Genomic DNA, 13701 nt, shown 5'->3' on the forward strand with positions numbered 1-13701 from the left:
GTGCCATCCTCTCATTTTGTTTACATGGTGAACGAATGGGGGCCCACGGCCCGCTCAGTGGGCCGTGACCAGCGCGTAGGTCTGTTCCGCGATCTCCAGCTCCTCGTCGGTGGGGACGACGGCGACCTTCACCCGGGCGTACTCGGGCGAGATCAGCCGCGCGCCGTCCCCGCGTACGGCGTTCAGATCCTTGTCGACGGCTAGGCCGAACTCCTCCAGGCCCGCGATCGCGGCCTCCCGCACGGGCGCGGCGTTCTCGCCCACGCCCGCCGTGAAGACCACGGCGTCGACCCGGCCCAGCACGGCGTAGTAACCGCCGATGTACTTCTTCAACCTGTGGACGTAGATCTCGAACGCGAGCCGCGCCGCCTCGTCGCCCTCGTCGATCCGGCGGCGGATCTCGCGCATGTCGTTGTCCCCGCACAGGCCGACCAGGCCGCTGCGCTTGTTCAGCAGCTCGTCGACCTCCGGCATCTCCATCCCGGCCACCCGGCCCAGGTGGAAGACGACCGCCGGGTCGATGTCCCCGGAGCGGGTGCCCATGACCAGGCCCTCCAGCGGGGTCAGGCCCATCGAGGTGTCCACGCACCGGCCGCCCGCGACCGCCGAGGCGGAGGCGCCGTTGCCCAGGTGCAGCACGATCACGTTGACCTCGGACGGGTCCTTGCCCAGCAGCTCGGCCGTCTTGCGGGAGACGTAGGCGTGCGACGTCCCGTGGAAGCCGTACCGCCGGATGCGGTGCTCGTCGGCCGTACGGACGTCGATCGCGTACCGCGCGGCGTGCTCCGGCATCGAGGAGTGGAACGCGGTGTCGAAGACCGCGACCTGCGGCAGGTCGGGGCGGAGCCGCTGGGCCGTTCTGATGCCGGTGATGTTGGCGGGGTTGTGCAGCGGCGCGACCGGGACGAGGCGCTCGATCTCCTTGAGCACCGCGTCGTCGATCAGCGTCGGCTCGGTGAAGCGCAGGCCGCCGTGCACCACCCGGTGGCCGATCGCGGCCAGCTCCGGGGAGTCGAGCCCGAGCCCGTCGGAGTCCAGCTCCTCGGCGACGGCCTTGAGCGCCGCGTCGTGGTCGGCTATCCGGCCCTCCCACTCCCGCTTCGCGCCGCCCGTGACGAGCGGGTGGTGGCTCAGCGCGGAGATCTCCTCGCCGATCCGCTCGACCAGCCCGACGGCGAGGCGCGTGCCCCCGGAGTGTCCGGTGTCCCCGGCGTCCCCGGCGTCCCCGGAGCCCCCGGACATGTCGAGCAGCTGGTACTTCACCGACGAGGAGCCGGAGTTGAGGACGAGGACGCGGGAGGCGGTCGTGGCGGTCACGGCAGGGAGCTCTCTTCCTGGGCCTGGACGGCGGTGATGGCGACGGTGTTCACGATGTCCTGCACGAGGGCGCCCCGCGACAGGTCGTTGACCGGCTTGCGCAGGCCCTGCAGCACCGGGCCCACGGCCACCGCGCCCGCCGAGCGCTGGACCGCCTTGTAGGTGTTGTTGCCCGTGTTCAGGTCGGGGAAGATCAGCACGGTCGCCTGGCCGGCGACCTTGGAGCCGGGGAGCTTGGTCGCCGCGACCGAGGGCTCCACCGCCGCGTCGTACTGGATAGGGCCCTCCGTCAGCAGGTCGGGGCGACGGGCACGCACCAGCTCCGTGGCCCTGCGCACCTTGTCCACGTCGGCGCCGGAGCCCGAGGTGCCCGTCGAGTAGGACAGCATGGCGATGCGGGGCTCGACCCCGAATCGCGCGGCGGTCGTGGCCGACTGGATGGCGATGTCCGCGAGCTGCTCGGCGTCCGGGTCGGGTACCACGGCGCAGTCCCCGTAGACCAGCACGCGGTCCGCGAGGCACATGAAGAAGACCGAGGAGACGATCTCCGCGTCCGGCTTGGTCTTGATGATCTCGAAGGCGGGCCGGACCGTCGCCGCCGTCGAGTGCACGGCGCCCGAGACCATCCCGTCGGCCAGGCCCTCGCCCACCATCAGCGTGCCGAAGTACGAGACGTCGGCGACCACGTCGTACGCCAGCTCGTAGCTGACGCCCTTGTGGGCACGGAGCTTCGCGTACGTCTCCGCGAACCGGTCGCGCAGCGGCGAGGTCGCCGGGTCCACCACCCGCGCGGTCGCGCCCGCCGACGCGTCCGGCGCCTCGTCGTCGCCCAGCAGGTCGAGCCCGATCCCCAGCTCCGCCGCGCGCTTGCGGACCGCCGTCGGCTCGCCCAGCAGCGTCAGGTCGCAGATGTTCCGGCGCAGCAGCACCTCGGCCGCGCGCAGCACCCGCTCCTCGGTGCCCTCGGGCAGCACGATGTGGCGGCGGTGCGCCCGGGACCGTTCCACCAGCTCGTGCTCGAACATCATGGGCGTGACGCGCTCGCTCCGTACGACCGAGAGCCGCTCGGTGAGCTGCCTGGTGTCCACATGGGTCTCGAAGAGCCCGAGCGCGATCTCGGCCTTGCGCGGGGTCGCCGCCGAGAGCTTGCCCTCCAGCGGCAGCAGCTCGCCCGCCGTCGGCATCGAGCCGTCCTCGACCGCCAGCACCGGGGTGCCGGGCGCCAGGCGGGAGGCGAGCTGGAGGGTCTGCTCGCCGGGCTGCTCGCCCAGCGTGAGCAGGACGCCCGCGATGGCCGGGGACCCGGCCGAGTGCGCCGCGAGGGCGCCGATGATCAGGTCGGCGCGGTCCCCGGGCGTGATCACCAGGCACCCCTCCGTCATCGCCGGGAGGAAGCTCGGCAGGTGGGCCCCGCCGAAGACCAGGTGCCGGACGTCCCGGGAGAGCCCGGCGTGGTCGCCGAGCAGCACCTCGGCGCCCATCGTCTCCTTGACCTGCCGCATGGTCGGCGCCGAGAGCGCGGGCTCCTCCGGCAGTACGTACACGGGCTCGGGCAGCCGCTCCGCGAGGCCCTCCACGGCCGCGCGGGCCTCGGGGTCCCGCACCCGGTTGGCGACCATGGCGAGGAGGTCGGCGCCGAGCGAGGCGTAGGCGTGGTGCGCGTTGCGCACCTCCGCCGCCGTCCCCTCCGGGCCCTGGTCGCGGGCGGCGACGACGGGGAGCACGGAGGCCCCGAACTCGTTGGCCAGCCGGGCGTTGAGGGCCAGCTCGGCGGGGAGGCCGGTGTCCGCGAAGTCGGTGCCGAGGACGAGCATCGCCTCGTACTCGGCGGCGGCCTCGTGGAAGCGGTCGACCAGCCGCGATATCAGCTCGTCGGTGCCCCGCTCGGCCTGGAGCGTGGCGGCCTCGTCATAGGTCATGCCGAACGCGGAGGCGGCGGACTGGCTCAGCCGGTAGCGGCTGCGCAGCAGGTCGTAGAGCCGGTCGGGCCCGTCGTGCACCAGGGGCCTGAACACCCCCACCCGGTCCACATGGCGGGTCAGGAGCTCCATGACTCCCAGCTCGACGACCTGGCGGCCGTCTCCCCGGCCGATACCGGTCACGTACACGCTGCGCGTCACGCATTCGCTCCCTGCTGTCGAGACGGGCTTGAGCCCATTCGTCTAGAAAGCGCCCGTAAGAGGAGGGCTATACCCTTGACAATACCTGCGCTTCTGGCTAGGCCGCGCGCCAGGCTGCGGGGGCTGGCGCGCCACCTGCAGCCCCTCCCTGCCCGTCCACAGAGCGGACCGCACCGGACCACTGTCTTCAACACATGAAACAATCGCACCGGCTCACCCCTGGATCAGCCCCCGTGACCAGCAGCCCCCGAGCAGGAGAAGCGAACCCCATCATGCGCATCGGAGTCCTCACAGCAGGCGGAGACTGCCCCGGTCTCAACGCCGTGATCCGGTCCATCGTCCACCGTGCCGTGGCCGACCGGGGCGACGAGGTCATCGGCTTCGAAGACGGTTTCAAGGGTCTCCTCGACGGCCGGTACCGCCCTCTCGACATCAACTCCGTCAGCGGCATCCTCGCCCGCGGCGGCACCATCCTCGGCTCGGCCCGCCTGGAGCGGGACCGGCTGCGGGACGCCTGCGAGAACTCGGAGGAGCTGATCGGCCGCCTCGGCCTCGACGCCCTCATCCCCATCGGCGGCGAGGGCACGCTCACCGCGGCCCGCATGCTCGCCGAGTCCGGACTGCCCGTCGTCGGCGTCCCCAAGACGATCGACAACGACATCTCCGCCACCGACCGCACCTTCGGCTTCGACACCGCCGTCGGCGTCGCCACCGAGGCCATGGACCGCCTCAAGACCACCGCCGAGTCGCACCAGCGCGTGATGGTCGTCGAGGTCATGGGCCGCCACGCGGGCTGGATCGCGCTGGAGGCGGGCATGGCGGGCGGCGCCCACGCCATCTGCATCCCCGAGCGGAACTTCGAGGTCGACGACCTCGTGAAGATGGTCGAGGAGCGCTTCTCGCGGGACAAGAAGTTCGCGATCATCTGCGTCGCCGAGGGCGCGCACCCCGCCGAGGGCTCGATGCCGTACCAGAAGGGCGCCATCGACCAGTACGGGCACGAGCGCTTCGCCGGGATCGGCAACCGCCTCGCCATCGAGCTGGAGCACCGGCTCGGCAAGGAGGCCAAGCCCGTGATCCTCGGCCACATCCAGCGAGGCGGCACGCCCACGGCGTACGACCGCGTGCTCGCGACCCGCTTCGGCTGGCACGCGGTCGAGGCCGCGCACCGGGGCGACTTCGGGATGATGACCGCGCTGCGCGGCACGGACATCGTGATGGCCCCGCTCGCCGACGCCGTCACCGTCCTCAAGACGGTGCCGCAGGACCGTATGGACGAGACCGAGGCCGTCTTCTAGGGAGTGTCTTCAAAGTAGCGTCGTCCGCCCGAAGGGCGGGCCCGGTGGCGTCTGGTGCGTGCGATCGCAAGGCGGAGGAAGGAGCCACTGCGGAGCATTGGCGACTGACGACAACGCCGCGAGCGTGCGTGCCAGACGCCACCGGGCAGACGGGACTTTGAAGACGCGACCTAGGCCCCGTCCCCGGGCTTCTTGCCGTCCAGCAGGCCCCGGACCGTGCCGAGTTCCTTCCACTTGCCGTCGCGCCGCTCGTCGACCCAGACCGGGCGGCGCTCGGCGTGGTGGACCTGGAACTTGTAGTCGCCGAGCAGCCCTTCCGTCCTGGACCCCTCCATCGCGATCCGCACCTCGCTGCGGGCCGTCTCCATGGGGGGCGAGTCCCGGAGCGTGTCCGGCAGGTGCTGGGCGAGGGCGAGCGTCGCGTCGTACAGCTCCGCCGCGCCGCGGTGCCGCAGCAGCGGCTTCACCTCGGCGGGCGCCGCACAGAGCCGGGGCAGTTCCTCGCAGTCCGGCTTCTGCGACTCGTCGCGGAACGGGCGGAAGCGCAGCGAGCCGTCCGGGAGCCCGCGCAATCTGTCCTCCGTACGGGCGCGCCACTCGGCGGGGGAGCACATCTCGAAGTACTCGGCCTCCACCACCGCCGTCCGCCGCTCCTTCCGCAGCGCCGGGATCCACGACTCGGGCGTGAGGGGGAGGCTGGCCGCCTGGGCCTTGTGCCGCCGCAGGGCGCGCACGACGTCCCCCTCGTCCATTTCCAGGGCGTCACGGCCGGGCAGCGGAGAGGCGAGGCCGCTCTGCTTGATCCCCGAGAGGGTGCCGAAGTCGTGCTCCACGTCCGACTTGCTCGCGGCGCCGGCCAGCAGCGTGCGGATCCCCTTCGCCTCCCGGAGGTAGCGGCCCTCCTGCTCGCCCAGCTCGCGGGAGTCGGCCAGGGTCGAGAACGAGTCGGTCCGGTAGCGGGCGTCGCCGCAGGTGTCGATGGCCGCCATCTGGCGCGCCGGGTCCTCGTCGTTGAGCCTCGCGTCGAGTGCGTCGATCGCGCCGAGGACCGCGATGGTGTTGCCGGGAAGCGCCGCGGAGTCGCCGCCCTCGACCGGAACGACGCGGACAGGAAGCTTCCGCTTCTCGTCCTTGGTCGCCTCCTTCAGCGCCGCGCGCACGACGCGGGCCCGCTGCGCGCCGCTGACCTCGGTGCCTTCCGTTTCGTTCTCCGCCTGCGCGACGACGATCGAGTACGTGCCCGGCTCGTACGCCGAGGGGGAGTCGTAGGGGCGGGGGACGGGGCCGTGGGGCGCGGGCTCGTCGGTGAGCTTGGCGACGGTGAGGCCGCCGACCACGAACAGGGCGAGCAGCCCGGCGAGTCCCGCCTGCCGCCGGTTCGACCGGTTCGACGGGCGCTCGAACGTACCGGCGGCGGCGAGGGGCGAGGAGAAGGGGTGCGGACGGTCGAAACCGGGCCCAGTGAAGGGCTCGGGCCTGGACTCCGGCTTCGGCTCGGTTTCCGGCGCCGGTACGAGATCAGACTTCGGCTCGGGCTCGGGCTCGGGCTCGGGTTCCGGTTCTGGTTCGGGTGTGCCGTCGATGAGGGCCTGGACGCGGGTGAGGGCTTCGTCGGCGTCGGCGGGGCGTTCGTCGGGGTCGCGGGCCATCAGGGCGAGGACGAGACGGTCCACGGCCGGGGACAGTTCGGTACGGGCCCGGGAGGGCCGCAGCGGAGTGTCGTTGAGGTGGTTGAACATCACCCCGGCCGCCGAGCCGGTGTACGGGGGCCGCCCCACCAGCAGTTCGTAGAGCACACACCCCAGCGCGTACAGATCGGTGCGCCCGTCCAGGTCCTCCTGGCGGAACTGCTCGGGCGCCATGTACAGCACGCTGCCGAACGGCATCTGCCCCGTCTGCGTCAGCTGCGGGTCGGTCGCGCGGGACTCGATGAACTTGGCGATGCCGAAGTCCACGACCTTCGCCGTCCCGTCCCGCGCGACCATGACGTTGGCGGGCTTGATGTCCCGGTGCACCACACCCGCCGCATGCGCGGTGGCCAGGGCCCGGCACACATCCGCCGTCCACCCCAGCGCGTCCGCCAGCGACGCACGCCCCGAGGCCAGCAGCTCCTCATGCAGCGTGCGCCCCTCGACCAGCGTCATCACCAGATACGGAGTGTCCCCATCCGTCCCATGGTCGTGGACGGCGACGATGTACGGACTGTCCAGCGCGGCGGCCGACCTGGCCTCGCGCTGGAAACGGCCCAGCAGCTCCTCGTGGCTCGTGTCCTCGGCGGCGCCCCGCCGCGGCAGGAACACCTTGACGGCCACATCCCTGTCCAGCTCGGCGTCGCGCGCCCGCCAGACCTCCCCCATACCGCCCGAGCCGAGCAGTTCCCGCAGCTCGTAACGGCCGTTCAGCAGACGCCCTCTCATGCGCACAGGTTAGGTACGGGTCATGACAGGGACGCGACGACAGGTTCACGATCTCGTCCCGTACCCGCCCCTTCCCCGCGCTCCGTACGCCCGGATCCCCGCGTACGTCCGCCCAGGGCCAGCACGGCCACCGCGACCGCGGCGAGCGCCGCGCCCAGCCACAGGACCGTACGGAGCGGGGCGGCGTCGACCACGCGGCCGCCGGTGAACGCGCCCAGCGCGATGCAGGCGTTGAAGACGGAGGCGAAGAGCGCGCCCGCCGGTTCGCGCGCTTCGGGCGCCGTGGCGAGCATCCACGCCTGGCCGCTCACCGAGACCCCGCCGTACGCGAGGCCCCACAGCAGCAGCACCGCGACGGCGAACGGCGCGAGCCCGCCGCCCAGCGCCATCAGCGCCGTCGCCAGCGCGATGCCCCCGCCGAGGGTGAGCAGGACGGCGCGGGGCGCGCGGGTGGCGACGGCGCCCGCGCCGAAGTTGCCCGCGATGCCCGCGACCCCGTACGCCAGCAGCAGCACCCCGATCAGGCCGGGCGCGACGCCGGAGACCTTCTCCAGCACCGGGCGTACGTAGGTGTAGGCGGCGAAGTGGCCCGTCACCAGGAGCGCGAGGAAGACCAGGCCGAGCCGCAGCCGCCGGTTGCCGAAGAGCCGGAACAGCTCGCGCGGGCGTACGGGCGCCTCCGGCGGCAGTGGGGGCAGCGCCAGCGCGAGTGCCAGGGTCACGGCCAGCGCCAGCCCGGCGACGGTGGTGAACGCCATGCGCCAGTCGGTGAGTTCGGCGAGCATCGTGCCCGCGGGCACGGCGAGCACCGAGGCGAGCCCGATGCCGCTGAAGACGGCGGATATCGCGGCGCCCGCCGAGCCCGCCGGGACGAGGCGCACGGCCTGGCTCGCGGCGACGGCCCAGACGCCGCCGAGCGCCACGCCGACGAGGACGCGCGCGCCCAGCAGCACGCCGAGGGAGGGCGCTGCGGCGGAGAGGGCGTTGGCCACCGTCAGCAGGGACATCAGCAGGACGAGCGCCGTACGGCGGTTCAGCCGCCCGAGGAGCAGCGGCACGGCGGGTGCCGCGAGCGCGGCCGTCACGCCGACGAGGGTGACGGTCAGCCCGGCGACGCCCTCGGTGACGCCCAGGCCCCCGCTCATCGGGGTCAGCAGGCCGACGGGGAGCATCTCGGTGGCCGTGATGGAGAACGTGGCGGCCGTGACGGAAACGACCGCGAGCCATTCGCGCGCCGAGGCGCGCCGGTCCGGGGCTGGGGAGGTGGTGGTCTGAGACATGCCCCCAGCCTTGGCCGGACGACCAGCGGGAACAACGGCGAAGTCCTCATCCTTCCATGAGCGGGACTCAACGATGGCGACCGCCGGAGGAGGAAGCGTGGGTACTGCGGCCGAGGTCCGCTCGCTGGAGATCAGGGAGTTGGAGTGCTTTCTGGTCCTTGCCGAGGAGCTGCACTTCGGCCGTGCGGGGGATCGCCTGTACGTCTCCCAGAGCAGGGTCAGTCAGCTCTTGCGCTCCCTGGAGAGCCGCGTCGGCGCGCGCCTCGTCGACCGTACGAGCAGAACCGTCGCGCTGACCCCCCTCGGGCACCGCTTCCTGGACCGGCTGCGGCCCGCGTACGCGGAGTTGGCGGCGGCCGTGGACGACGCGCGCACCGCGGCGCGCTGCGTGGTGGGCGAGCTGCGCCTCGGCTTCCTGGGCAGCGGCAACTCCCGGATGACGGAGGCCCTCGGCCTCCTCCACGCCCGGCACCCGGGGGCGGAGTCGACGGTGACGGAGGTGACGATGGCCGACCCCTTCGGCCCTCTGCGGCGGGGCGAGGTGGACGCGGCGATCGTGCTGCTGCCCGTCTGCGAACCCGACCTGGAGGTGGGCCCGCGCTTCGAGCGGCAGCCGTGGACCCTCGCGGTCTCCGTCCGGCACCCCCTCGCGGCGCGGTCCGCGCTCTCGGCCGAGGAGCTGGCCGAGTGCCCGCTGATCGCCTCCGCCGAGCCCTCCCCGCCGTACTGGCGCGACCACCAGGCGCCGCGCGTCACGCCGGGCGGCCGCGCCGTGCCGCGCGGCCCGCGCGTCACCACGCTCCAGGAGGGCCTGGCGACGGCCGCCGCAGGCCGGGGCGGGATGCTGCTGTGCCGCCCGACGGCCGAGACGCACGCCCGTAAGGACGTGGCCTTCGTGCCCGTCGAGGGCCTGCCGCCGTCCGAACTCGCGCTGGTCTGGCCGAAGGGCGGCGACACCGCGCTGCTGCGGGCCTTCGCGGAGGCGGTGGCGGATTCGGATCCGGAGTAATCCCCGTGGACCGGGGTAGTGTGCGCGGGCAGGGGAGATCGAACTTGTGCGCCCGCGCGCGGGCCCGCACGGGGAGGGGTTCGCATGGCTGGTAGCGAGAACGGTCCGTACGGGGTCGGCGGTCTGCCGCCCGCTTTCCTGACGGCGGGCTCGTCGTCGTTCCTCGACTTCCTGTCCGCCCAGGCGCCGGACCTGCTGCCCTCGGAGCGCGCCGCCGGACTGCCGTCCGCGCACGGCGGCTTCGAGGCGCCGCACGGCACGACGATCATCGCCGCGGTGTACGAGGACGGGGTCCTGGTCGCGGGCGACCGCCGCGTGACGATGGGCAACGTGATCGCCCACCGCGAGTACGAGAAGGTCTTCCCCGCCGACGAGCACTCCGCCGTCGCCATGGCCGGGACGGCCGGCCTCGGCGTCGAGATGATCCGCCTCTTCCAGCTGGAGCTGGAGCACTACGAGAAGGTGGAGGGCACCCAGCTCTCCCTCGACGGCAAGGCGAACCGCCTCACCACGATGATCCGCGGCAACCTCGGCATGGCCATGCAGGGCCTCGCCGTCGTCCCCCTCTTCGCTGGCTACGACGTGGGCGAGGGCAAGGGCCGCATCTTCACCTACGACGTGACCGGGGGCCGCACGGAGGAGCGGGACTTCGCGGGCACGGGCTCCGGCTCGGTGTACGCGCGGGGCGCCCTCAAGAAGCTGTACCGCCCCGGCATGGCCGAGCGCGACGTCGTCACGGCCGCCGTCCAGGCGCTCTACGACGCGGCGGACGACGACTCCGCCACCGGCGGCCCCGACCTCACCCGCCGCCTCTTCCCCCTCGTAGCCCTCGTCACCGACTCCGGCTACCGCCGCCTCCCCGACGACGAGGTCGCCACCATCGCCCGCACGGTCCTGGAGGGCCGCGCCGACTCCCCGGACGGACCTACGGCGCCACTGGTCTGACGCCGGGGTGGCCGGCGGCGTACGGCAGACGGCAAGCGATCCGCTTGCCCAGGGACGTGAGCCGCACCGTCCACCCGGGTGCGAGGGAGTCGAGGATCCAGAGACCGCGCCCTGACTCGCTCGTCGCGTCGTCCGGCGCCGTCGCCCCCCTTGCGGGCAGGGCGGCACGGTCAGGGTCGTGGACCTCGACGAGCACGGCACCCCCGTCCACCGCCAGGCGGACGACGACGGGCGCCCAAGGGCCGCAGGCGCGCACGGCGTTGCCGACCAGCTCACTGGTGACGAGCTCGGCACAGTCGGCGACCGTGTCACCGACGCCCGCGCCGGTGACGGTCTTGATGACCAGCGAACGCAGGGCGCTCAGACGCTCGTGGCTGCAGCTCATGTGCAGGACGAAGCCGTCTTCTTGGGAGATCAGGTAGTAGCCGCATGCGGCATGTTGCGGCGGGGTGACAGGACGATCGACAGGCATTCGCTCAACTCCCTGGCACGGGGCGGAGCCTCTGGCCGCGTACGTATGCAAGTACGGCCGAGCGGGGCTCGCCGCTCACGGATCCTCGGCTGCTGCGCCGGACGGCCGCCGTGTTGGGCGAGGGCCGATGGTCAGCAGGGACAGTCATCACGTCTCGTTGCCATGTCGATACGAAGCGCGACTGTTGACATGTTGCACGCGTGGATCGGCATGGGCAACATGTCCATCCGAAGTTCCCCCATATTGCTTGTCCAGGCCCTTGAGTGGCGTCACACTGATCGCATGGCGTCGAAGCGGAACCCAGCTCTGAAGTCGGTCTACCGTCGGCAACTCTCCGCACGACTCAAGGAGTTGAGGGAAGATGCCGAGCTGACCATGGCCGATGTCGCTCAGGCTCTGGAGATCAACCAGGGATCGCTCAGCAGGATCGAGTCCGGCGACCGGGGCACCACTCCGGTGCTCGTGAAGGCGATGCTCGACTGCTACGGAGTCGAAGACGCGTCAGAGCGGGACGACATACTGGACCTGGTGCGCGCGGACCAGGCGCAACGGCAGCAGTGGTGGCGCAAGTATTCGGCCGTCATCAACACCAGCCAGTACGGCGGCTACCTGTCGCTGGAATCCAGCGCGACATCCCTGCGCAACTACGAGCCTGGCCTGATTCCCGGGCTGCTTCAGAGCGAGGAGTACGCCCGCCGGGTGATCACCGCGATGCGCTTCGATCTGAAGCCCAAGGAGATCGAAGCGCTGGTGAAGGTCAGGATGTCCCGCAAGCGGCTTCTTGAGGGCGAGGGCGCCGCAAAGCTGTGGGCGGTGCTCGACGAGGCGGCGCTTCGTCGGCTGGAGGGCACTCCAGGGTTCCTCAAGGAGGAACTGAACCATCTCCTGTCCGTCGAAAGGCAGACCAACATCCAGGTCCAGCTCCTTCCGCTGTCGGCCGGATTGCACCCTGGGCTGTATGGCTCGTTCGTCCTCATGGATTTCCCTGACCCCAACCCCGAAGTGGTGTGGGTGGAGAATGGCCCCAACTCGGTGTACTTCGACGGGCCGGAGGAAGTGGCGCGCTGTACCGAGATCTTCGATCACCTGCGGGCTTGCGCCCTGGGCCCACCCGAGACCCGCAGCTACTTCAGAAAGATGATCAAGGAGCTGTGAGTGAGTAAGAAGCCGGACCCCGCCGACCTGGACTTCTCCGACGTCACCTGGGAGAAGAGCCCCTTTAGCGGCGGACACGACAACTGCGTGGAGGTCGGCGCCATCGGCGACTTCATCGCCCTCCGCGACTCCAAACGGCCGGACCAGCCCCCGCACGTCTACAGCCGTACGGAGATAGCGGCCTTCCTCGCGGGCGCGAAGGCGGGAGCCTTCGACCACTTCACGGAGTGAGGTCCTGCCTCTCGCTGCATTCCGCGCCTGGGAGCCGCCCCCGGTGGGGGCGCACTGTAGGAAGCGGGGCGCGAGGCGTGCTGGTCGAGGCCGAACCGGGAGAAAGGTGCAGGGCGCCGCCGCGGCACAGCGCGCCCTCGCACGTCTGCCGACCCCTACCCTCGCTGCCCGACGAGGCCGCAGCCTGACGGGCATGGACACTGTTCTGGTCTCCTTGGTGAGCGTATTCGGTACCGCTGTGGGTGCGATCCTCACGGCCGTCATAACAGCCCGCTCCGAGCGACGTCGCGAAGTCGCTCAGAACGCCGCGCTTCGGCAGACGCAGGAGCACGAGTGGCGAGTAGAGAGCATGAGGTGGCTTCGAGAGCGTCGACATGGCACGTATCTGGCGTTTCTTGAAGCCTTGAGCGCTGCAGACCGAGCCAATCAAGAGCATTACCGGCACTTAAGCAGGATCGCGCCAGGTTCGGGTGAGGACGAACAGTCGCTGAGGGAGATCCGGCAACTCTTCAAGACTGCTGAGGCAGCGAGCCATGCGGTCATGCTCGAAGGGCCTGAAGGTGTTGCTGAGGCTGCGCAGGCATTGGTTCGACGGCTGTCGGCTCTCGTTGTGAACGTGCGTGAGTACGCGCGTGTTCACGTAACAAACGACGATTCCTTGGGGGAGCGATCGTCGGCGTGTCACGAGAACGGTATGGACTTCATCGCTGCCCACAAGGAGTTCGTTGCCATCGCTCGCGGTGCTTTGGATGGACAGCTGAATACGGCGTAGCTGGCGGCCTCGAACCCCAGGGGAGTACCGGGGGTACGTGGAAGGGGCGATGTCGGCTCGACAGTGGGCAGTTCCCGGCACCGCCCAGTCGAGCGAGCTGTTCGGCGAGCGTCGAGTGCGCTGAGGGCAACACTGACGGTGCACCGCTAACCACTCGGTTCCGGTTACTTCAGCAGGTGGAAGCCGGGTGTTCGGGCCCAGGCTCTGAGGAATTCCGCCGAGCCGTACGCGGTGGGCCAGGGGGTGGGCGTCGTGGCGAGGAAGCCCGGGAGTTCCGCCACGAGGGGCAGCTGGTCCTCCCTGAGTTCGGCGGTGGCGACGCCGCCCACCACGTCCATGACCGCTGCGGTGAGCAGGGCCGTGACGGCGTGGTCGACCGGGCTGTTGCAGAAGGCCACGACGTCGACGGCGTGGGTCGGGGTGAAGCCGATGCGGGGCTCCGGGTCGGCCGCCTCATCGGCGTGCTCAGCCTCGTGGACGGAGACCAGGAAGGGGCGTCGGCCGTCTACGTCCCCGGTGGGCCGGATGCCTAGGCTCTCCGCCCGGATGTGCAGGGCGTACTCGCCGGCCCGCGTCTCCTCGAACCCCGACGAGGAACGGGTCAGGAGGTCGCGGAGGGTCTGAAGCGCCGGGCCGGGGACGGTATGGGCCAGCTCGATCGACAGTACCGGTCCGCTCATGGCCC

12 protein-coding genes are annotated in these 13701 nt (G+C 71.3%); 6 read left to right on the forward strand and 6 right to left on the reverse strand.

All coding sequences use genetic code 11. The features are described 5' to 3' along the window. Positions 1 to 54: 54 nt before the first annotated feature. The gene (locus tag ACGF3A_RS05795) at positions 55 to 1317 is read right to left on the reverse strand and encodes an acetate kinase (RefSeq protein ID WP_393726119.1); all 1263 of its coding nucleotides are present in this window, start codon (positions 1315 to 1317) and stop codon (positions 55 to 57) included. After that, positions 1314 to 3437, reverse strand: a complete 2124-nt coding sequence (gene pta, locus ACGF3A_RS05800) for a phosphate acetyltransferase (protein WP_393726121.1) — start codon at positions 3435 to 3437, stop codon at positions 1314 to 1316. The genes ACGF3A_RS05795 and pta overlap by 4 nt, the downstream gene beginning before the upstream one ends. Before the next feature lie 272 nt (positions 3438 to 3709). Here pta and ACGF3A_RS05805 point away from each other — a divergent pair, with 272 nt between their 5' ends. Continuing rightward, complete coding sequence (locus ACGF3A_RS05805) at positions 3710 to 4735, forward strand: 6-phosphofructokinase (RefSeq protein WP_344526664.1); 1026 nt, start codon at positions 3710 to 3712, stop codon at positions 4733 to 4735. A gap of 170 nt (positions 4736 to 4905) precedes the next feature. Here the strand turns inward: ACGF3A_RS05805 and ACGF3A_RS05810 are convergent, their stop codons facing one another. Both ACGF3A_RS05810 and ACGF3A_RS05815 read right to left on the reverse strand, forming a co-directional pair. After that, on the reverse strand, positions 4906 to 7152 hold the full coding sequence (locus ACGF3A_RS05810) for a protein kinase (protein WP_393726124.1): 2247 nt from the start codon (positions 7150 to 7152) through the stop codon (positions 4906 to 4908). Positions 7153 to 7172: 20 nt separating this feature from the next. After that, positions 7173 to 8432, reverse strand: a complete 1260-nt coding sequence (locus tag ACGF3A_RS05815; RefSeq protein WP_393726126.1) for an MFS transporter — start codon at positions 8430 to 8432, stop codon at positions 7173 to 7175. A 73-nt stretch (positions 8433 to 8505) separates the two neighbouring features. Here ACGF3A_RS05815 and ACGF3A_RS05820 point away from each other — a divergent pair, with 73 nt between their 5' ends. Together ACGF3A_RS05820 and prcB are read left to right on the forward strand one after the other, a co-directional pair. Beyond that, positions 8506 to 9441: a LysR family transcriptional regulator gene (locus ACGF3A_RS05820; protein WP_393726128.1), complete on the forward strand. Its 936-nt coding sequence runs from the start codon at positions 8506 to 8508 to the stop codon at positions 9439 to 9441. An 84-nt stretch (positions 9442 to 9525) separates the two neighbouring features. Continuing rightward, positions 9526 to 10386 (forward strand): proteasome subunit beta, encoded by an 861-nt coding sequence (gene prcB / locus ACGF3A_RS05825; RefSeq protein WP_393726130.1) that lies wholly within the window; start codon positions 9526 to 9528, stop codon positions 10384 to 10386. Here the strand turns inward: prcB and ACGF3A_RS05830 are convergent. Further along, positions 10367 to 10858 (reverse strand): ATP-binding protein, encoded by a 492-nt coding sequence (locus ACGF3A_RS05830; RefSeq protein ID WP_393726132.1) that lies wholly within the window; start codon positions 10856 to 10858, stop codon positions 10367 to 10369. The two genes, prcB and ACGF3A_RS05830, sit on opposite strands and share 20 nt — an antisense overlap. Before the next feature lie 282 nt (positions 10859 to 11140). On the opposite strand from ACGF3A_RS05830, the gene ACGF3A_RS05835 reads away from it, so the two are divergent. The 3 genes from ACGF3A_RS05835 (at position 11141) to ACGF3A_RS05845 (ending at position 13016) form a co-directional block, all read left to right on the forward strand. Beyond that, the gene (locus tag ACGF3A_RS05835; protein ID WP_393726134.1) at positions 11141 to 12013 is read left to right on the forward strand and encodes a helix-turn-helix transcriptional regulator; all 873 of its coding nucleotides are present in this window, start codon (positions 11141 to 11143) and stop codon (positions 12011 to 12013) included. Then, entirely contained in the window at positions 12014 to 12244 is a 231-nt protein-coding gene (locus ACGF3A_RS05840) for a DUF397 domain-containing protein (RefSeq protein WP_393726136.1), read from the forward strand. A gap of 193 nt (positions 12245 to 12437) precedes the next feature. Beyond that, positions 12438 to 13016, forward strand: coding sequence for a hypothetical protein (locus ACGF3A_RS05845; RefSeq protein WP_393726138.1), 579 nt, complete (start codon positions 12438 to 12440; stop codon positions 13014 to 13016). A gap of 164 nt (positions 13017 to 13180) precedes the next feature. On the opposite strand, the gene ACGF3A_RS05850 is transcribed toward ACGF3A_RS05845, so the two are convergent. After that, positions 13181 to 13696 (reverse strand): DUF6368 family protein, encoded by a 516-nt coding sequence (locus tag ACGF3A_RS05850; RefSeq protein WP_393726140.1) that lies wholly within the window; start codon positions 13694 to 13696, stop codon positions 13181 to 13183. Positions 13697 to 13701: the final 5 nt, after the last annotated feature.

Source organism: Streptomyces sp. NPDC048172, assembly GCF_043202595.1.
GTDB lineage: Bacteria > Actinomycetota > Actinomycetes > Streptomycetales > Streptomycetaceae > Streptomyces.

Coding starts and splice junctions, on each gene's coding strand:
- ACGF3A_RS05805 (WP_344526664.1), top strand. CDS start 3,710: ATGCGCATCGGAGTCCTCACAGCAGGCGGAGACTGCCCCGGTCTCAAC.
- ACGF3A_RS05810 (WP_393726124.1), bottom strand. CDS start 7,152: ATGAGAGGGCGTCTGCTGAACGGCCGTTACGAGCTGCGGGAACTGCTC.
- ACGF3A_RS05815 (WP_393726126.1), bottom strand. CDS start 8,432: ATGTCTCAGACCACCACCTCCCCAGCCCCGGACCGGCGCGCCTCGGCG.
- ACGF3A_RS05820 (WP_393726128.1), top strand. CDS start 8,506: ATGGCGACCGCCGGAGGAGGAAGCGTGGGTACTGCGGCCGAGGTCCGC.
- prcB (WP_393726130.1), top strand. CDS start 9,526: ATGGCTGGTAGCGAGAACGGTCCGTACGGGGTCGGCGGTCTGCCGCCC.
- ACGF3A_RS05830 (WP_393726132.1), bottom strand. CDS start 10,858: ATGCCTGTCGATCGTCCTGTCACCCCGCCGCAACATGCCGCATGCGGC.
- ACGF3A_RS05835 (WP_393726134.1), top strand. CDS start 11,141: ATGGCGTCGAAGCGGAACCCAGCTCTGAAGTCGGTCTACCGTCGGCAA.
- ACGF3A_RS05845 (WP_393726138.1), top strand. CDS start 12,438: ATGGACACTGTTCTGGTCTCCTTGGTGAGCGTATTCGGTACCGCTGTG.
- ACGF3A_RS05850 (WP_393726140.1), bottom strand. CDS start 13,696: ATGAGCGGACCGGTACTGTCGATCGAGCTGGCCCATACCGTCCCCGGC.